Below are 18,734 nucleotides of genomic sequence, written 5' to 3' on the forward strand. Positions count from 1 at the left end.
AGAGAATTCTTGTCCATTAAGAAATGTTACAAATTACATGGGTACATTAAGATAAGTTAAGGGGGTGCATCCATTGATGGATAAGGGTTTTCAGCTATTGTGGTATATATGTATGGGGGAAGTTCAGATATCATTAGTTTGAGAATTCCCAGAAGGCAGGGAAAAAATGACTATTTCCTTGCTATAAGTATTGTAGATGTCAAGAGTGGTAAATGAATGTCTATAGTGGTATCCCCCGAACAAGTCCATCAAATCGTCAACAACCTCCATCACGATCCCTTTGAGGTTTTGGGGGCCCATCCCCTAGAAGAAGAAGGAAAAGTAAATAAATGGGTTGTTAGAGCCTATTTACCGAAAACCACGGCCGCTTGGGTTATTTTACCGTCCCAAAGACAAGAATATCCCATGACGACCGCTTATCACCCCCATTTTTTCGAGTGCATTATCGATATCGGTGAACTGAACAATTATCAATTACGCATCCACGAGGGAGAACAGGAACGGGTAATCTATGATTCCTATGCCTTCCGTTCTGCTAAACTTAGCGATTTTGATTTACACCTGTTTGGGGAGGGCAACCATCACCGCATTTATGAAAAATTAGGGGCGCATTTAGCCGAAATCGAGGGTATTAAAGGGGTTTATTTCGCCGTTTGGGCTCCTAATGCTCGCAATGTCTCGATTATTGGTGATTTTAATAGCTGGGATGGTCGTGATCACCAAATGCGGAAACGTAATAATATGGTCTGGGAATTGTTTATCCCGGAAATCGGTGTTGGCACTAAATATAAATACGAGATCAAAAATTGGGAAGGTCACATTTACGAAAAATCTGATCCCTACGGTTTTGCCCAAGAAGTACGCCCGAAAACCGCCTCGATCGTGGCCAATTTAGATAGCTATACTTGGGATGATAGCGATTGGATGGAAAAACGCCGCCATAGCGATCCTTTAACTCAACCGGTTTCCGTTTACGAATTACACCTCGGTTCTTGGCTGCACGCTTCTAGCGCCGAACCACCCCGTTTACTTTCCGGGGAAGGAGAAGCGGTTCCCGTGTCGGAATGGAACACTGGGGCGCGCTTTTTGAGTTACTACGAGTTAGCCCAAAAACTGATTCCCTACGTTAAAGAATTAGGTTACACCCATATCGAATTATTACCGATCGCCGAGCATCCTTTTGATGGTTCTTGGGGTTATCAAGTGACGGGTTATTTTGCCCCCACCAGTCGCTACGGCAATCCTGAAGATTTCATGTATTTTGTCGATCAATGTCACCAAAATGGCCTTGGTGTGCTAGTGGATTGGGTTCCTGGTCACTTCCCCAAAGATGGCCACGGGTTAGCTTTCTTTGATGGTACTCATCTTTATGAACACGGCGACCCGCGCAAGGGGGAACACAAGGAATGGGGAACCTTAATTTTTAACTACGGTCGCAACGAAGTCAGAAATTTCCTGGTGGCTAATGCCCTATTTTGGTTCGATAAGTACCATATTGACGGCATTCGCGTGGACGCGGTGGCTTCTATGCTCTATCTCGATTATTGTCGTAAAGATGGGGAATGGGTGGCCAACGAGTACGGTGGCCGGGAGAATTTAGAGGCCGCCGAATTCCTGCGTCAAGTCAATCATGTAATTTTTAGCTATTTCCCCGGAATTCTGTCAATTGCCGAAGAATCCACCGCTTGGCCGATGGTGTCCTGGCCCACCTATATGGGCGGTTTAGGCTTTAATTTGAAGTGGAATATGGGCTGGATGCACGATATGCTCGATTATTTCGGCATGGATCCCTGGTTCCGTCAATTCCATCAAAATAATGTCACTTTTAGTATGTGGTATAACCACAGCGAGAATTATATGCTGGCTTTGTCCCACGATGAAGTGGTTCACGGCAAAAGTAATATGATTGGCAAAATGCCGGGGGATGAGTGGCAAAAATTCGCCAATGTCCGGGCATTATTTAGTTATATGTTTACCCACCCCGGCAAGAAAACCATGTTTATGAGCATGGAATTTGGCCAGTGGAGTGAGTGGAATGTTTGGGGTGATTTGGAGTGGGGTCTTTTGCAGCATCAACCCCATCAACAGCTAAAACGCTTTTTCTCAGATTTGAACGCCACCTATAAGAGTGAACCTGCTTTATATACCCAGGATTTTGGTCAGGATGGCTTTGAGTGGATCGACTGTAGTGATAATAGTCATAGCGTCGTTTCTTTCCTGCGCTGGAGCAAAAATTGGCAGGAGTTTCTGGTGGTGGTCTGTAATTTTACTCCCCAACCCCACAGCCATTATCGCGTTGGTGTACCCCATCCCGGTTTTTATCAGGAAATCTTTAACAGCGATGCGGGTAAATATGGCGGTAGTAATATGGGCAACCTTGGCGGTAAATGGTCGGAGGAATGGTCTTATCATAGCCGTCCCTACTCGATCGATCTCTGTTTACCACCTTTAGGGGTTTTAGTTCTCAAAATCGATCCTCATGCTTCTGGGGAATAGGTAAGCTTTTTTCAGTGATCAGTAAACAGTTATCAGTAATCAGTGAACTGATTACTGTTTGCTGGTAAGCAGCTAGACACAATTAATTATACAGACCTAACTACCTGGCTCTCCCAGGTTTGGTGGGTAAAATGTATTCTAAGATACAGTCTTGCGGGCGAGGGAGTGGAACGAACCACTCCAGACACAAAGGACACAGAGATCGATCACTACTATATAAGTTAAACTTATCACACAGACAATAAGAGAGCCACTACCCCTTGCTTGACATCCTCACCGCCGTAAACGGACGGCGATTCCCAAACCTCACGATTTGGGTTTCTGCTTCTTTCCCGAAGGATTTTTCGCACCTGCCTTAACAGATTTACTCTGTTCTGGTCTTATGGTCGCTCTACAGACTGACACCGCAAGCCCTGCGGCCAAAATATTTTTACTGGCGTTAATATCTCGGTCATGGTGAGTCCCACAGTCTGGACAGTCCCATTCTCGAATATTTAACGGCATTTTCTCAGCAATATACCCACAATTACTACACCTTTTAGAGCTAGAAAACCATCTATCTATTTCGATGTAGTTTCTCCCATACCAACGGCATTTATAGGCTAATTGTCGGGTTATTTCTCCCCAACTAACGTCAGATATTGCCTGAGATAATTTCGGGTTTTTGACCAGATTATTGACGGCTAAATTCTCAACCACAATCGTTTGGTTTTCACGAACTAATTGAGTGGTTAGCTTGTGTAAATGGTCTTTTCTGCTATCGGTGATTTGAGCGTGAATTTTGGCTACTTTGATTCTTGCTTTTTCCCGATTTTTTGACCCTTTCTGTTTTCTAGAAAGGCTTTTTTGGGCCTTTCGCAGTCTCCGATAATATTTCTTAAAATGCTTAGGATTAGATACTTTATCGCCATCGCTGGTAATCACGAGGCTACTAATTCCTAAGTCAATTCCGATGGCTTTATCTGTTACTGGTAATGGCTTAATCATTGGGTCATCAAATCTTATTGAAATATGCCAACGTCCAGATGGATGTAATCTGACTGTTACTGTGCTTGGTTCACAGCTTTCTGGGATTTGTCTTGACCATCGAATAGGTAAAGGTTCTGTGCATTTAGCTAAATAGATTTGTCTGTCTTTAAATTTAAAGGCTGATTTGGTAAATTCGGCACTTCCTCCTTGATGTTTTTTCTTAAAGTTGGGATACTTAGTACGATCAGCAAAGAAGTTAGTGAAAGCTGTTTGTAAATGTCTTAACCCTTGTTGTAAAGGTACACAGCTTACTTCATTGAGAAAGTCTAATTCTTCTTGTTTTTTCCAATCGGTTAGCATTGAAGAAGTTTGAGCGTAGCCTACTCTTTCTTGTCTTTCATACCAAGCTTGTGTTCTGAGATGGAGAGCTTTATTATAAACTAATCTTACACAGCCCAAAGTGCGCTGCAATAGCGACTCTTGTGTTGGTGTGGGGTACAATCGAAACGAATAGGCTTTTTCCATGTCTAATATTTTAGCATATATTTCGTAAATGTTCTAATATTTAACAGTAAAGCCGTCGTAGAACGACGGGGTTTCAGACCCAAATTTTCGATGATGGCAAAGCCATTTAATGGTCTGAAAAGGTAGTCGAGCATTGGAACCATAAACAAGCAAAAGCATCTGTATATTTAGTTACTAAATAAGACAGATTTGCCCTAGATGCGGCCTAGGGAAAAGCCGGTCAAAAACTAACCCATCAGGATCACCGTATCGATGACGTGGATCACACCATTATCTGCCTCGATATTACCCGCGACCACCGTGGCATTTTTCACCTCAAAACCTTCGCTACAATCGACGGGAATCGGTGAACCCTCTAGAGAAGTCACTACAGCCAATTTTGCCAAATCTTCCTGCATATATTTGCCCGCAGCGACGTGATAGGTGAGAATTCGGGTTAATTGGGGGATATTCTGCACTAGGGTTGTAATCGTCCCGGGGGGCAATTTGGCAAAAGCTTCGTCGGTGGGGGCAAAAACCGTAAAGGGGCCAGGACTTTTTAGGGCATCCACAAGATTAGCCGCTTGTACCGCCGTCACTAGAGTTTTAAAATTATCGGCACTGACCGCAATATCGACAATATCTGCCATAAACTTAACTCAATCCCTTAAAAAAATTATCTATTTCAGATTTTAAACTTAATCTTGTGGCTCTTCTCGACTTTGTGTGATAATTTTTGCTTATGGAATCGTGAAATGTTGACGGAGAAAGACTTTTACGACTATTTTGCCGAAGAAACTATCAGTATAGGCTTCGTTTCCACACAGAAACCGGAAGAGCCATCTTGTCCCAAAGATCACTTTACTAAATTGTGTGTCAAAAGTTGGTAAAGTAGCCTAGTCTCATAAAATAGCAACCGACATAGGCCATCCTTACCTAATGCCTTAAAACTGGGTAACTCTTGGGTGACTTTGATTTTTTTCCCGGTTTTTTCGTTGCGAGTAAAATAGGTGTGTTTTCTGGGATTTAGCCAAGAGTTCTTAAGTTTAGCCATAGTCTCAGTTTTAGCGGGTTTATTCGGGCAAATAGTCACCATTGCCTGCTGTCCTTTAGTCAAATCTTTCTTAACATTTCAAACCCTTGTAGCACAAGGCTTTTAAGACTCGGTTAACAATTTGTAATATTCCTTGTTGACACCCTTACAAAACAAAGAAAAAACTGAAATCAAGTCAGGATTAGGGTTGGAGTGCTTACTGAAAAAATTGTTAAGAAAGATGCCTATAAGGGATAGGAGGGTGTCTGATAATTTTTAACGCCTACCTACTTAACTAGGGTTTATAACTGGGAAAATCCATATAACCTTCCTTGTCAAAAGAATACCAATCCTTCATCTCAGCATCGGGATTAAGAGGCCAATTATTGGCGAATCTTTCCACCAAATCGGGATTACTGATATAGGGGCGACCGAAAGCAATTAAATCCGCATCTCCTAACTGAATAGCGGCTTCAGCAGTTTCTTTTGTATAACCGCAATTGCCGATTAAAGCACTATTAAAAACAGCCCGAAACTCGGATAAAAGCATCGGTTTACCCTTTTCATGAAAACCAAAAGCCAAGCCATCTAGCAGATGCAAATAAGCTAAATTGTACTCATTTAATCTTTGGGCAACATAGAGAAAAGTTTCTCGAAAATCCTCGGAACCCATGTCATTATAAACCCCATTGGGAGACAGACGCACCCCCACCCGATGACTGGGAAAAACAGTTAAAATTGCCTCGACTATTTCCTGTAAAAAACGATAGCGATTTGCCAAACTGCCACCGTACTTATCCTGACGCTGATTGGTGGCCGATTGTAGAAAAGTATCGATTAAATAACCATTAGCCCCGTGAATTTCTATGCCATCAAACCCCGCTAATTTTGCCCTCTGAGCGGCTTGACGGTAATCGGCGACAATTGCGGGGATTTCCTCGGTTTCTAAGGCTCTAGGGGTCTCGTAGGGCTGTTTACCTATGGGTGTATGCAACTCCCCCTTAATCTTAATTGCGGAAGGGGCAACGGGTAAAGCCCCATTTTCCTGAAAACTGGGATGAGAAGCGCGACCACAGTGCCACAATTGACAAAAAATTGGTGTTCCTTTTCTTTGGGCGATTTTAGTCACCATTTGCCATGCTTGCGCTTGTTCATCGGTGTAGATACCGGGGGTATTTTGCCAACCGTTAGCTTGGGGAGAAATTACCGTCGCTTCTGTAATCATTAATCCGGCGCTGGCCCTTTGCCGGTAATATTCGGCCATTATCTCATTAGCAAGACGTTTTTCTCCGGCTCGCGCTCGCGTCATGGGAGCAAGCACAAGACGATTTTCTAGGTTTAAATCTCCCAATTTAAATTGACTTAAAAGAGCCAGGGAAGTAGTGAAAGAAGTCATGGAATTTGCCGATAGAGAATTTAGGTTAATTTTACCGCAATGAGTTAAAACCAGACAATCGCACCCAAGGATGATTGATTTTCTGGCTATCTGCGAGATTGTTTCTCTGCTAAGGGAGGAGAATTAATCGGATCAACTAGCTGAATATAATTAATATTGGTCATAAATCTGACTATAATTACAAGTTATTTAATTTATTCATCATCCAAAATTAAAGAGACAGAAACTATATTTTCTGGTAGTTAAGTCATGATGGTTCGGTATAAAATAGTGTAATTACGCTTATGTTTATCTGACCAGAAATAGTCATTGTCGAGATGTCTAGTAACTGGTGTTTTACCTATAAAACAGACTTCCTAGTGACTGAAACAAAACCCTTACTATTCGGTGCTTGCGAATTTTAAGAGGGTTTTTCAGAATCAGCATTTTTGGCTCTTCGGTTCGTGTTATGCAATGGACGGGAGTTATAAGGGGTGGAACCCTTATAGAGAAAGGCATTTAGCAATTTTTGTCAATTGTTTTTTATCTAGAGCGAACTAATCAATTAAGTCTCTTGCCAGATAAGGATTTAGTCGATTTATGCCCCCCTATCGAACCATAACAAGTAACGAAGAGCCGCATTTTTTAGTAAACCTACCCAACAATACCCAAAAGAGGCAAACAGCCTCTAGATTGCGTTGATAAAAATGGGAAAACACGAGTTTTTAGCAAGCATAGTTCATTTAATTGTGCTAATCTCCAAAAAATAGCTATTTTTTCACAATTTATTTAGAACTAATTTATGAGTAAAAAAAAGTCTTGATCGACTTGGGCTTTGTGGCTAGTATGTAAAGCATCTAGCTTCTTCATTGGAGACACCTGAATGAAAGCCCTATTACTGTGGCCGCTGATGCCCAACTCCTTTTGGTCCTATCAAGAGACTTTAGATCTAGCCGGTTTAAGATCAACCAATCCGCCCCTGGGTTTAATTACTGTGGCAGCTCTGTTACCATCGGATTGGGAAATCCGGTTTGTTGATCGCAATGTCCGATTAGAAACGGCTTCCGATTGGGAGTGGTGCGATTTGGTCATCATCTCCGCCATGATCATTCAGAAAAAGGACTTTCAAGAATTGATTGCCAAAGGGTTGCAGTTGGGTAAAAAAGTGGCGGTGGGCGGGCCTTACCCCACCTCCTATCCAGAAGTTGCCCAAAAAGCTGGAGCAGATTACCTGATTCTGGATGAAGGAGAACTGACAATCCCGCTGTTCCTGGCGGCCCTGGAGCGGGGTGAACCGAGTGGTGTCTTTAGAGCCAGTGAGAAACCCGATGTCACCATGACACCGATCGCCCGCTATGATCTACTAGATCTGGATGCCTATCTGGCGATTACCGTGCAGTTTTCTCGCGGTTGCCCCTTTCAATGCGAATTTTGTGATATCATCAACCTCTATGGCCGCAAACCTCGCACCAAAACCCCAGAACAAATGTTGGCTGAGTTGGAGACGTTATATCAACTGGGGTGGAGGCGCTACATTTTTGTTGTCGATGACAACTTCATTGGCAATAAGCGGAATGCCAAGGTGTTTCTGCGGGAGTTGATCCCCTGGATGGAACAGCGCCAGTATCCCTTTAAACTGATTACGGAAGCTTCCCTTAATCTGGCCGAAGACAGCGAACTGATCGAGCTAATGGTCAAGGCCGGCTTTATGCTGGTGTTTATGGGAATTGAGACACCAGATACCGATAGCTTAATGGGCATTAACAAGGTTCAAAATACCCGCCAATCCCTGATCGAATCCTGTCACAAAATTACCCGCATGGGGCTGCAGATTATGTCTGGCTTCATTATCGGTTTTGACAATGAGAAACCAGGCGCAGGGCAGCGGATCAAAGATTTTATTATGGAGGCAAGTATTCCCCAAGGGCAGTTTAGCCTGCTCCAGGCCCTGCAAAATACTGCCCTGTGGAATCGCCTGCAACAGGAAGGTCGTCTGGTGGATGGCATGGGTACTTTCCATCAGGGAGCGATGATGAACTTTGAGCCAACTCGCCCGGTGGAAGAGATTACCGAAGAATACATCGATGCTTTCTGGGAAATCTATGATCCTGTTAACTACCTAAAACGAACCTTCAACCATTTTATGATCATGGGGGGATGGCGCGGCAAATCGAACCGTAAATTAGATGGGCAACAGTGGCAATTGTTCCGCTCCTTGCTCTGGCGACAGGGGATTGTCCGACCAACCCGGTTCCGTTTCTGGTGGCAACTGGCAGTGATTGCCTGGGTCAAACCCCGTCTGCTAGAAGAGTATCTAGCGACCCTAGGGATAGGTGAGCATTTTTTTGCCTATCGCTATGAAGTCAGAGAACAATTACTAAAACAACTAGCCGATTTAAAGCAACAGAAAGCAAGGGTAGCCCAGCTGGAAAAAACGCTCAAAAGCTAGACAATAGCACCGACGAACAGTCAATGCAGACATTTTGGCAAAATTTTCTTTTTAGGATGGTTTTCCTGAGTTGAGATTCTCCCCCCTTACTTTAAGTAAGGGGGAAAAAAAATCAATTGGCACGCTGTTCAACCAACAGTTGGTAAGCATGATTAAAATCAGCCGTTGTAATGCGAATGTCAGCCGGGTCAGTCATTCCCTGATGGCGATAACGACGAATTGCCATCAGTGCCGCTTGGTTACATAATAACGCTAAATCTGCGCCATTCCAGCCTTCGGTTGCCTCGGCCCAATAGCCTAAATCCACATCCTCTAAAGGACGTTCATCATTATGAACCCCCAGAATTGCTAAACGACTGGAGGCATTGGGTAAATCAACTTTTAACTGTAAATCTAACCGTCCCGCTCGCAATAAGGCCGGATCTAAAGCATCTGGGCGATTAGTGGCTCCAATCACTAAAATCGTTGCCGCCGTTTGCAACCCATCTAACTCCGTGAGGATTTGTCCCACAACCCGGTCACTCACTCCTGAATCTCCACTATAACGACCTCTTGCCGGTGCTAAAGTATCAATTTCATCAATAAAAACTACACAAGGGGCTGCCTGACGAGCTTTGGCAAACAACTCACGCACCGCTTGTTCACTCGCCCCCACCCATTTACTCAAAAGCTCAGGTCCATTAATACTGATAAAATTAGCTCGCGCCTGAGATGCAACCGCTTTGGCCAATAAGGTTTTTCCCGTTCCGGGGGGACCCCAAAGTAAAATCCCTTTGGGAGCTTGGGCTTTGGTTTGCGTATATAATTGCGGATGCAGTAATGCCCCTTCCACGGACTCCTGTAGGGTTTGTTTAATCTGTTCAAGTCCGCCAATATTGTCCCAGGCCACATGGGGAGATTCCACCTCCACAGACCGCAATACCGCCGGTTTAACTTCTTTAAGGGCCTGCAAAAAGTCGGCTTGGACCACCGTCATTGTTTCTGGAATTTGCGAGTCAATCGTAGGAACCTGGCGCCGCAAAGCACTATAGGCCGCTTTCTGGCAAACGGCTTTTAAATCTGACCCGACAAATCCCACTGCATTATCGGCAATCAGATCTAAGGAAACTGATTCATCTAGGGGCATGGAACGGGTGAGAATTTGCAGGATCTCTAAACGGCCCTTGCGGTCAGGCACCCGAAAGAGAACTTCTCGGTCAAACCGTCCGGGGCGACGGAGGGCAGGGTCAAGATGGTCGGGACGGTTTGTCGCCGCTAGAACAATCACCCCCTGGCTTTGGGCAAAACCATCCATTAAACCCAGCAATTGGGCCACCAGTCTTTTTTCTACTTCCCCTTCAACTTTACTGCGATCGGGTGCCATGCTATCAATTTCGTCAATAAAAACGATACAAGGCGCATTCTTACTGGCTTTCTCAAAAATTCCCCGCAGTTTTTGTTCAGCCTCCCCATAATATTTGCTGATCACCTCTGGTCCGACTAAGGCAATATAGTTAACACCGAGTTCTTCGGCCAAAGCACGGGCAGTCAGGGTTTTACCGGTTCCAGGGGGGCCGACTAAGAGAACGCCGCGAGTCGGTTCAAGTCCTAACTTGGCCAACAAGTCGGGGCGTTTCAGAGGAATGGCAATTAGTTCCTTGAGTTCTTTAATCACTTCCGTCAAGCCACCAACATCTTTCAGGGAAGCCGTGGTCGGTCCTTCGGGCGGTGTCACACTGTCTTCAACCCCTGAATCGTTGGGGGTATCGCGATTGCGATTGACCTCAAAATCATCCCCACCAGCATTGTTCTGGCGATAAGCTCCCCCTGGACGGGGAATACCGCCAGCACGGGGGATGTTACTCAAGGGACGAGAGTTAAACTGCACTTCGGTTTTAATTTCCCCTTTTTCCAGTTTTTCCTCTAAGGTTTTAGCCAGTTCGACTAATTGCTCAAAGCCTTTGAATAATTCAACCATAAAATTTCTCCTGAGTCAAGTGAAGGATGGGGACTGGGTAATAGATGAGGTTAAGAAGTCGGACTTGATTAGACTAATTACCTTTAAAATAACAGATCTGCCGCGGCTTTGACCCGGGCTAGAGGTTCTACTGACCGAGGTAAACTGGGTAAGCGGATCAAAGTTTGATCTGGGAATAAATCCTGATCAATTTCCTCATTAGCATGATAACGATTCTGCACGACGTAACGTTGATAGACTCCCATTTTTTTCAAAGATGCTGTCAATCGCAGTTGTTCGGCAACGATGGCATCTTGGGATTGCAAAACTCCAATAAATTCTGTATGTTGGAGGTCTTTGAGTTTTTTCTGGGCAGACATCACTTGTTGTCTTAAGATTCGCAATCGTCCCATTAAATCTACACGCCCTAAGACATTTTGATATTTCATCCAAAGCTTAAAAATCCAACTTAACCAATCTCCTAAAGCCGTTGGCATTTCCAAAAATCGCAGGAGATGACCAGTAGGAGCCGTATCTAAAATAATCAAATCTTGTTCTTTCTGGTCTAATAACTCCATTACTTTTACTAGGGATAACATTTCATCAATTCCTGGCAGAGATTGAGATACAATTTGTCGCCAAGCTTCTGGAGTATAAGCTAGTTTGATATTCCCTTCTTCCTTACCTTCACCACTAATCATTTCTGCCAGTTCCCATAAATAATCATCCCGAAATTTTTCTAAAACGATATTAGCATCAACTTCTTGACCACTTAAATTATCAGTTAATTGTGTGGATTGATGTCCTAATTTTGTCCCAAAGGCATCTCCCAAAGAATGAGCCGGATCAATAGAAATAATTCTAATTTTTTGCTCGGGATGACGATTAGCTAACGCCCAACCAATAGCTGCGGCAACGGTGGTTTTTCCCACTCCCCCCTTGCCACCAATGATAATGAGTTGGCGTTTGTCGTCAATAAAATCACTAAAACTAGGCAGAATTTTTTGCGGCCATTGAATAGGAGGCGGGGCTATAAATTCTACTTTTTCGATAATTTCAATTTGACTCATGATCTGATCTAATGCTTCACCTCCTAGGGGTTCTTTTGCCTGTTGGGGCAGGGTGAAAATTGTCTCTTGACCTGGAATTTTTAGGAATTTATCGAGGAGTTGCTGTTGCTCACTGTAGCGATCTAAATTTTGATTAGGATCCGTTAGAATGCGATTAATAAATAAGTTGCCGCAGGGAATATTTAAGTGATGCAAACTATTGAGTAATCGTTCGGTTTCTAATAAACTCATCGGTTCGGCAATTGCCACAATTAAACAAAGGGTAAAATCCCTATTTTGTAGGAGTTGTTTGCCTTCAGTTAATTCTGATTTTGTTTTGACTAAAAAGTCATCCACATCATCGGCATTGTAGGTTTTTGCAAAAGTTTGCGAAATAACACGATGTTTTTCTTGAAACAACTCTAAAGAATTGAGAATAATCTCTAAAAAGTCTTTAATTTCCAATAAATTTAAGGTATGACCAGAGGGGGCCATATCAACAACAATTCGATCTACAACATTCTCTAATAGTAATCGTTGAATTTCTAATAGACCCATGATTTCATCTAAACCTGGCCAGTCTAAATCCCAAACAGGAGTTAAATCTTCTCCTTCAACAAAACTACCCCGTTCTACTAAAAGTTCTAAAAATTTTCCGTATTTTTCTTTAAATTCTAAGAGCAATTTTTCCGCATCTAATGCCCTAACTTTTAAGTTGGGTAAGTCTTTTACAGGTAATGCCTCATCGCTAACTTCTGTTTGCAATACATCCCCTAAAGAGTGAGCAGGATCGGTTGAGATTAATAGGATTTGTTCCTCGGGAAATAATTTAGCCCAACGGCGAGCAAATCCACAGGAAAGGGTAGTTTTTCCCACTCCTCCTTTGCCACTAAACATAACTAAATGTCGAGTGTCATAGCAACTTAGAGAGTTATTTACCAAGTTAAAGTTAGTCATAGAGAAATCAAGTTAAGTAAAGTGATAGGGGGGAGAAACTTGTCCTAATTGTAATTCCCAATGGGGGCAAGCTTTCTGCCAATGCAAGACTTGCTCGATTAGTAAAGGTTCTTCTTGAAAATTAACTAAAAGATAAATTCTTGATTCTGTCCCCGGAGCAGGAATAATCCTCGTTGATGGATAGCTTTGGGTCACTAAATGCCCGAGATTTTGCCATTCTGAACCTTGCAAAGTATAAAAATCTTGTTGGGCTTCATAAAGCTGTTTTTTGGCTAAAAAATATTGTCTGCCCTTGCTTTCAGAAGAGAGTACAGGCTCCTCTGGCTTACGGGGAATACATTTTAAAAGATATTCTCCTTTTCCCTCAAGTTCTTCAATTTTTTCTTGATATTCTTGGCCATGAGAACAAAGATGAGTCAGTAAATTTTCTGTCTCTAAAAAAGATGTGCCAAAACGTAAGGGTAAAATAGTGGTTTGTTGAAATAATTCACAGATGACTCGATCATGACATAAAACCGATTGAATCAAGCGTTCATCATCATTTTGTAAAGTGTCTAAACAAACTTCGGGTTCAACTACGGCCGATATATCTTCACTGGTTATCAGTAACAATGGTTTAGCCATTCCAACGGGTAATTTTAGGCTTTCTATGGGGGTTTTCAAAAAAGCGTAAGTATATAGATTGTACAATTTCATAGGGTTTACCAAAAGAAAATTGACGATTTTTTACAAATTTTTATATTGGGGCGTTGATATGCTAGAATATTCTAAGTTATTCAGGGATTGTTATGACAACCACTCGTCCACCCAGACCAATTAGATCTAAAATTAGCACCATGCCTCGGAAACAATCTGAAGCAGATCACCAACTTGAGCTTTATAAGTTAATTACTGAAAAACAACGTATCCAAGAAAAATTAGAAATGATGGAGCGGCAGATTCAGCAATTAAAAAATCGTCTCACGTTTGTGACAGAGCAAATTGAGACTACAGAACAAAGTATTCAAAATTTGCGTACAGCTAACCCTCCTAGTGTAGCTAAAAAACCTGATTCCCCCAAAACTGTTGCTCACTCCTCTAATAATAATTCTAGTAATTTCCAAGCTTTTTACCTAGAATATTAAGGCTTAATCAAGGGCTAGTTCTAACCAAGCTTCAACGAGTTCTCCAGCTTGTCAAGGCCGCCCTTCCTAAGCACCTCTGCAATTTGTGATTTTGTTCATGGCCTATAGGGTGGGAAAGATTGCAAGTTTAGAGAGAAGATTCTGATTCGTTTTCTGCCGCCTCTTCTTCTAAGGCTTGGATTTTTAATAAAAGTTCTTCTTCTCGAATTTCAAACTCCTCCTCAGAAATGTTGCCCATATCGTAAGATAGTTGTAAGGATAATAACAATTTGTGCAAATTTTCGGCCTCATCGTATTCTATATCTGCACGCTCCTGAATTTTCTCCCCAATCCAGATCAGACCCCCAAGAGGACCGGTAACAGGAAGAAGTAAAAGATCGAGAAACATAACTAATACTCTCCTTAGATAAGTTGGGCAAAGGTATAGGGTGCAGTTAAATTATTATAGCGAATTCTTAGGCGATCACCAAACTGCTGATCGATCGCTTCAACGTTTTGGCTAAATTCCGGCTCTTGCTCCCAGGGAATTAAATAAGCTGCATTGTAGATCATGTCATCTGTCATCGGATCGCTTTCAATCACCTCTTGGGCTCGATGATTTAATTGGTCTCTAAAGACTTGAATAATGTCTTGTTTCCGTTGCAATACAGTGGCTTCAATGAGTTGACCTATATGGATAATTTCTTCCATATTTAAGTTTTTACCCATCATCGCATCCCGTTCTTGCTTTAACTTAGGATTAGACTCCAAAGCCGCTTGTAATTCCCACTGATTATCCCAAAAAATCTTAATGCTAACCTCTCGTTGTCCTGACAGTTTAGCAAATAATTCTTTCAGTTGGGTTTTATAGGGAGTAATTAGTTGTTCGGTGACGGATTCCCAGGTTTTGATAACTAAGCCAAACCGCAGGGGCAACAACGTTGTAAACCCTGCTTCCATGACAGTTTCTAATACTTTTTCATGGCAAATTAAATAGCGACGGGATGCCAAATACTTCTCTTTATGAGCAGCGGAGTAGAGAAAACTAAAACCATCAATCATCTCACTGTGAACTGGCTCATTATCAATCCCTTGCAAAACGAGTCCGTCAGGAATTGGTTCCGGAAATATGCCATATAAATAAAGACCCACTGTCATCAGTATTCTCCCAAATTAAACCGGCTGAGAAGTTAAAACCAAACGAAGCTTTAGATGAATTAGATCTAGTTGAGCTAAACCCAGATCAACATTTCCTTCCACAACAACTCCTGTATTGAGAAGTCTGTCCACTAATTCTAACACAGAAGGCTTAATACCCTCCTTTCCAGGATAATAACTCCCTGCTTCCGGTAAAAGAGTGCCAAACTCTCCTAGGTGGACATTTAACTCTTCTGGCTCAACCTCAAAAATTTCACACAAATGGAGAACTTGTTCTTGCAATTTTTGGATACTTTCTGCAGCTCTATCTAAATCAGACTCACTGAGAACCCCTTTTTCCATCCGGCGAATGATTTGGGCTTCGAGCAATTGGCGTACCAGTTCCACAACAGTTAACAGTAAAGGGGCTAAACCAGCTTGGCTATTACTTTCTGGAGGGGTCAGCAAGGCTTGATTATCAGAATCGTAAGGTGTGCAAGCAAGGGTCATGGTTGGAGTTGGTAAATGAGGAGTTCTTAAGGGTGAGTCTCTATTGGGAGGCTTGGCCAAGAAATTTTATCTGAGGGAAAAAACGATGTAACCAAGCAATGTCAACTTCCCGCTGCCCTGTGAAGATTCTAGTGACGAATTTACCCGACAGGAGGAATGTGCTTGATTATTTTAACTGGTATCATGGCCCTCGATTGCCCCCGATTAGGGTAGGGATTTTAAGGCTTAAAGTTTAGCTGCTAGGGTTTCTGTTAATAAGGCTTGGGATTGGCTATAGAGATAGGAGTTGCTTTCCCAGCCATTAATTGCCATCTCCCTTGCTCTATCAACAGAGGCAATCGTTAACTGCTGTAAACTTCTTGACCGTTTGAGGATTCAATTGAGGAATTTCAATATATATGAGGAATGTGATTGATCGTTGGGACTGCCATCACGTCTCTCCACTACACTCCATTTGGTTAAGGATTTTAAGGTTTGAAGTCGGCGTGAAAGTTCCAGGTTTTCTGCGAATAAAGCTTGGCATTGGCTAGGGAGGTAGGGATAACCCTGCAAGCTGTTAATCGCCGTTTCCCTGGCTTTATCAAGGGGGGCAATCGTCTCGTGTAAACTTCCTAACCTTTGAGGATTCAAGTGAGGAATTTCACGCATTTGAGGGATGTGCTTCATTGTTCGGACTGGTATCATGGCTCTCTATTGCAGTCAATTGGCTTAAGGATTTTAGGGTTTCAAGCTCAGTTTCCAGGGTTTGGAGTCGGAGCGAAAGTTCCCGATTTTCTGCTAGTAAAGCTTGGGATTGGCTATGGAGGTAGGGATCACCTTCCCACCAGTTTATTCCCATCTCCCTGGCTTTATCAACAGAGGCAATTAACAAACGAATGCGGATATTTATAAGTTCAGTGGAGGCGATCGAAACGGAAATATCGCCGGCAATCACAATTCCTTTATCTAAAACTCGTTCGAGTATATCCGCTAAACTCGAACCTTGAGTTGCTGTTTTTAGGGAGTTGCTTGACTGGTTTTTGAGCGAGCCAGCAAAAGTGGAAGAAGTCACGGTTGGTTTCACTCAATAAGAGTATAAAGTTAGTCTTTTCGCTGGGGCAAGTTGCCTCGCAGTAAAGATTGAATGGCTTTTAACGATTGATTTCCTGTCGAAGGCTCAGGAGTTGACGCTTGGGCATCGGAAGGCTCCGTTTCCTCTATAAAGGATAAGGATTCTAACGGATTGTCCTCGAGGATTTCCCATAAAATCGCTCTTGATTTATCAACAGATAAATTGGTGCGGGACAAGAGAACATCGGCGCAGATATCACGGAAGTCCGAGTCAGCGGAGTTCGCCGCAATATCGTGAGAGGCGCAGACTTTAGCAATCATTAAACAAGAGCGCAAACCCGACGTTTTTTCAGTCGCAGTTTTCACACGAAAGGTTTTGACAAGGTTGACAATAAATAAAGCATCTTCTCGACCAATTCCCGTTTTTTGAGCAAGAATTTCTGTCTGAGTTAGTTGGTCTGGTTCAGGCATATTGATAGTTACCAACCGATCCATTAAAGCATCTTGGGTGGCATGAACCCCACAGTATTCTTCTGGGTTGGAGGTGAAAATTGCCCGAAACTGAGAATTGACTTGTAGGTAATCGGGTTGATGGCTAGTGGGCGGCAGGGTGAGAATTTTTTCTTCCAAGGCAGAGAGTAAAACGTTGTTGACCTCAGGCCGAGAACGATTGAACTCATCATAAACTAGGGTAAACCCCTCTCGACAGGCCATTGTTAACCGAGAATCCACCCAATTGTGTTTTAGCTCGTCTTCAACTTTGAGAACGCTGTGGATATAGTTATCCATCAGTTTTTTATGGGTGTAGCCAGACTGGCTACCAATTAAATCGGAACTGGTAAAGTCATCATCGCCAAAGATTAGCATCACAGGTCTGGCTAAACAATTGGCCAGGTGCATTGCCAAGGTGGTTTTTCCCGTTCCTGCCGGACCACATAGATGGATGGAAAAACCAGCGTTTAGATAACGTAAGGCGCGAGTGGCAACTTGATCAATCGAAGGCGTAACAACAAATTGACCGGGGCGAAGGCAGAGGACGGATCTTCTTGTTTGAGTTTCAGTAAATGTCATAGTTGAAGTCTAGTAAATACCATTGATAATCCCCGCCTTGAGCGGACGGGTATTCTTGAGCTAACAATTGCCCGTTCAAATCTACCCTTAATAACCGATTAGGCAAAATCGTCTTCGGCTTTTAAGGCTTACCTCATAATATATAATATCCCAAAAGATCAGGAAGTGTCATCAATTAGCTCTAGAACCTTGGTTCTGAAGGTATTTTTAGGATATTCATTAGCCAAGGGGCTAAGGGTCTAAAATTCTTGTATAGATTACTTTTCAAGACTTAAACAATGAAAAGCCCAGATGCAGTCCTTTTCCCTTACCTCCTTTGTCAATAAAAAACTACTAATCACGACATTAACTATAGACTGAGTGAAGCTTTATCATACTTTTTAATTTACCAGAGACCTAGAGCGGACTAAATAGGAACCCAACACTACTAGGTTGAGTCTAGAAACTTACAAAAGCAGGATCAGCACGGTAGGTTGAAAACCAAAGGCTTATTGTTTTATTTTCAGATAGTCCTCTAGTTTAGCCAGGAAAAGGGACTAGAGGGTTTTCACTCTAGCCCTAGGCTTAAGTGGGTTGGAATTAACCTAGAGATTTATTTGCCAAAAACGTAGATAGACAAATCTTGACGAAATTGACGCAATTCGTCTTTTAGCTGTTTCGCTTCAGCTAAACGTCGTTCTTGAAATTGACTTAAATCATCCTTCACCTGTTTGGCTCTATCTAGATGAAGTTTGCGTAAGTCGTCCTCTAGCTGCTTCGCTGCCGCTAAACGCTGTTCTTGGAATTGACTTAAATCCTCTTTCAGCTGTTTAGCTCGATCTAGATGCTGTTGACGTAAGTCGTTCTCCAGCTCTTTCGCTGCTGCTAAACGCTGTTCTTGGAATTGACTTAAATCCTCTTTCAGCTGTTTGGCTCGATCCAGACGCTGTTGACGTAAGTCGTTGTCTAGCTGTTTCGCTGCCGCTAAACAGCAATTCTCATTTTGAAATAAATAGAGCATTAACCCCGATTTTGGCATGGGCATATAGTACAAAGTAACTATTTTTGAGGAGAGGCGATCACCCAAAAAAACAGTTGGCTGGACAAATTAAGTAT

At 42.7% G+C, this 18,734-nt stretch carries 16 protein-coding genes and 1 pseudogene; 4 read left to right on the forward strand and 13 right to left on the reverse strand.

Going from position 1 to position 18,734, the window contains the following annotated elements; genetic code table 11:
• The first annotated feature begins 216 nt into the window (after nucleotides 1-216).
• Nucleotides 217-2,496 carry a 1,4-alpha-glucan branching enzyme gene (gene glgB / locus IQ224_RS12850; protein WP_084989882.1) on the forward strand — a complete coding sequence of 760 codons (2,280 nt, stop codon included), beginning with the start codon at nucleotides 217-219 and terminating at the stop codon, nucleotides 2,494-2,496.
• 306 nt (nucleotides 2,497-2,802) lie between these two features.
• On the opposite strand, the gene IQ224_RS12855 is transcribed toward glgB, so the two are convergent.
• Together IQ224_RS12855 and IQ224_RS12860 are read right to left on the reverse strand one after the other, a co-directional pair.
• Nucleotides 2,803-3,990 (reverse strand): RNA-guided endonuclease TnpB family protein, encoded by a 1,188-nt coding sequence (locus IQ224_RS12855; protein ID WP_084989881.1) that lies wholly within the window; start codon nucleotides 3,988-3,990, stop codon nucleotides 2,803-2,805.
• A 227-nt stretch (nucleotides 3,991-4,217) separates the two neighbouring features.
• On the reverse strand, nucleotides 4,218-4,619 hold the full coding sequence (locus IQ224_RS12860) for a fasciclin domain-containing protein (protein ID WP_002736196.1): 402 nt from the start codon (nucleotides 4,617-4,619) through the stop codon (nucleotides 4,218-4,220).
• A gap of 54 nt (nucleotides 4,620-4,673) precedes the next feature.
• On the opposite strand from IQ224_RS12860, the gene IQ224_RS25005 reads away from it, so the two are divergent.
• Nucleotides 4,674-4,859: a hypothetical protein gene (locus tag IQ224_RS25005; RefSeq protein WP_002747899.1), complete on the forward strand. Its 186-nt coding sequence runs from the start codon at nucleotides 4,674-4,676 to the stop codon at nucleotides 4,857-4,859.
• A gap of 438 nt (nucleotides 4,860-5,297) precedes the next feature.
• On the opposite strand, the gene IQ224_RS12865 is transcribed toward IQ224_RS25005, so the two are convergent.
• Complete coding sequence (locus tag IQ224_RS12865; protein ID WP_002747902.1) at nucleotides 5,298-6,398, reverse strand: alkene reductase; 1,101 nt, start codon at nucleotides 6,396-6,398, stop codon at nucleotides 5,298-5,300.
• A gap of 862 nt (nucleotides 6,399-7,260) precedes the next feature.
• On the opposite strand from IQ224_RS12865, the gene IQ224_RS12870 reads away from it, so the two are divergent.
• Nucleotides 7,261-8,826 (forward strand): B12-binding domain-containing radical SAM protein, encoded by a 1,566-nt coding sequence (locus tag IQ224_RS12870; RefSeq protein WP_036402641.1) that lies wholly within the window; start codon nucleotides 7,261-7,263, stop codon nucleotides 8,824-8,826.
• Between the two features lie 112 nt (nucleotides 8,827-8,938).
• Here the strand turns inward: IQ224_RS12870 and IQ224_RS12875 are convergent, their stop codons facing one another.
• The 3 genes from IQ224_RS12875 to IQ224_RS12885 form a co-directional block, all read right to left on the reverse strand.
• Nucleotides 8,939-10,783: an AAA family ATPase gene (locus IQ224_RS12875; RefSeq protein ID WP_185239770.1), complete on the reverse strand. Its 1,845-nt coding sequence runs from the start codon at nucleotides 10,781-10,783 to the stop codon at nucleotides 8,939-8,941.
• A gap of 83 nt (nucleotides 10,784-10,866) precedes the next feature.
• A complete protein-coding gene (locus tag IQ224_RS12880; RefSeq protein WP_080612754.1) occupies nucleotides 10,867-12,768 on the reverse strand; it encodes an ArsA family ATPase in 1,902 nt (633 codons plus the stop codon).
• A gap of 12 nt (nucleotides 12,769-12,780) precedes the next feature.
• The gene (locus tag IQ224_RS12885) at nucleotides 12,781-13,464 is read right to left on the reverse strand and encodes a GvpL/GvpF family gas vesicle protein (protein WP_036402645.1); all 684 of its coding nucleotides are present in this window, start codon (nucleotides 13,462-13,464) and stop codon (nucleotides 12,781-12,783) included.
• A 92-nt stretch (nucleotides 13,465-13,556) separates the two neighbouring features.
• Here IQ224_RS12885 and IQ224_RS12890 point away from each other — a divergent pair, with 92 nt between their 5' ends.
• Nucleotides 13,557-13,892 (forward strand): gas vesicle protein, encoded by a 336-nt coding sequence (locus tag IQ224_RS12890; protein ID WP_036402647.1) that lies wholly within the window; start codon nucleotides 13,557-13,559, stop codon nucleotides 13,890-13,892.
• 127 nt (nucleotides 13,893-14,019) lie between these two features.
• Here IQ224_RS12890 and IQ224_RS12895 read toward each other — a convergent pair whose 3' ends face one another.
• The 7 genes and pseudogenes from IQ224_RS12895 to IQ224_RS12925 form a co-directional block, all read right to left on the reverse strand.
• Nucleotides 14,020-14,280 (reverse strand): gas vesicle protein GvpG, encoded by a 261-nt coding sequence (locus IQ224_RS12895; RefSeq protein WP_002747915.1) that lies wholly within the window; start codon nucleotides 14,278-14,280, stop codon nucleotides 14,020-14,022.
• 14 nt (nucleotides 14,281-14,294) lie between these two features.
• Nucleotides 14,295-15,029: a GvpL/GvpF family gas vesicle protein gene (locus IQ224_RS12900; RefSeq protein WP_002786504.1), complete on the reverse strand. Its 735-nt coding sequence runs from the start codon at nucleotides 15,027-15,029 to the stop codon at nucleotides 14,295-14,297.
• Nucleotides 15,030-15,044: 15 nt separating this feature from the next.
• Nucleotides 15,045-15,518 (reverse strand): gas vesicle protein K, encoded by a 474-nt coding sequence (locus IQ224_RS12905; protein WP_002747919.1) that lies wholly within the window; start codon nucleotides 15,516-15,518, stop codon nucleotides 15,045-15,047.
• 375 nt (nucleotides 15,519-15,893) lie between these two features.
• Nucleotides 15,894-16,202 carry a hypothetical protein gene (locus tag IQ224_RS12910; protein ID WP_036402650.1) on the reverse strand — a complete coding sequence of 103 codons (309 nt, stop codon included), beginning with the start codon at nucleotides 16,200-16,202 and terminating at the stop codon, nucleotides 15,894-15,896.
• Nucleotides 16,159-16,569, reverse strand: coding sequence for a gas vesicle protein (locus IQ224_RS12915; protein WP_002747925.1), 411 nt, complete (start codon nucleotides 16,567-16,569; stop codon nucleotides 16,159-16,161). Before IQ224_RS12915 ends, IQ224_RS12910 begins: the two co-directional genes overlap by 44 nt.
• 29 nt (nucleotides 16,570-16,598) lie before the next feature.
• Nucleotides 16,599-17,639, reverse strand: a complete 1,041-nt coding sequence (gene gvpN / locus IQ224_RS12920; protein ID WP_002747926.1) for a gas vesicle protein GvpN — start codon at nucleotides 17,637-17,639, stop codon at nucleotides 16,599-16,601.
• A 592-nt stretch (nucleotides 17,640-18,231) separates the two neighbouring features.
• Nucleotides 18,232-18,606: pseudogene (locus tag IQ224_RS12925) on the reverse strand (gas vesicle protein); the annotation flags it as partial.
• Between the last annotated feature and the right edge of the window lie 128 nt (nucleotides 18,607-18,734).

It is taken from the genome of Microcystis sp. LEGE 00066 (assembly GCF_015207925.1).
GTDB classification, from domain to species: domain Bacteria; phylum Cyanobacteriota; class Cyanobacteriia; order Cyanobacteriales; family Microcystaceae; genus Microcystis; species Microcystis ichthyoblabe_A.

Coding starts and splice junctions, on each gene's coding strand:
- IQ224_RS12880 (WP_080612754.1), bottom strand. CDS start 12,768: ATGACTAACTTTAACTTGGTAAATAACTCTCTAAGTTGCTATGACACT.
- IQ224_RS12860 (WP_002736196.1), bottom strand. CDS start 4,619: ATGGCAGATATTGTCGATATTGCGGTCAGTGCCGATAATTTTAAAACT.
- IQ224_RS12890 (WP_036402647.1), top strand. CDS start 13,557: ATGACAACCACTCGTCCACCCAGACCAATTAGATCTAAAATTAGCACC.
- IQ224_RS12875 (WP_185239770.1), bottom strand. CDS start 10,783: ATGGTTGAATTATTCAAAGGCTTTGAGCAATTAGTCGAACTGGCTAAA.
- IQ224_RS12885 (WP_036402645.1), bottom strand. CDS start 13,464: ATGAAATTGTACAATCTATATACTTACGCTTTTTTGAAAACCCCCATA.
- IQ224_RS12910 (WP_036402650.1), bottom strand. CDS start 16,202: ATGATACCAGTCCGAACAATGAAGCACATCCCTCAAATGCGTGAAATT.
- gvpN (WP_002747926.1), bottom strand. CDS start 17,639: ATGACATTTACTGAAACTCAAACAAGAAGATCCGTCCTCTGCCTTCGC.
- IQ224_RS12895 (WP_002747915.1), bottom strand. CDS start 14,280: ATGTTTCTCGATCTTTTACTTCTTCCTGTTACCGGTCCTCTTGGGGGT.
- IQ224_RS12870 (WP_036402641.1), top strand. CDS start 7,261: ATGAAAGCCCTATTACTGTGGCCGCTGATGCCCAACTCCTTTTGGTCC.
- IQ224_RS12905 (WP_002747919.1), bottom strand. CDS start 15,518: ATGACCCTTGCTTGCACACCTTACGATTCTGATAATCAAGCCTTGCTG.
- IQ224_RS12855 (WP_084989881.1), bottom strand. CDS start 3,990: ATGGAAAAAGCCTATTCGTTTCGATTGTACCCCACACCAACACAAGAG.
- IQ224_RS12900 (WP_002786504.1), bottom strand. CDS start 15,029: ATGACAGTGGGTCTTTATTTATATGGCATATTTCCGGAACCAATTCCT.
- IQ224_RS12865 (WP_002747902.1), bottom strand. CDS start 6,398: ATGACTTCTTTCACTACTTCCCTGGCTCTTTTAAGTCAATTTAAATTG.
- glgB (WP_084989882.1), top strand. CDS start 217: ATGTCTATAGTGGTATCCCCCGAACAAGTCCATCAAATCGTCAACAAC.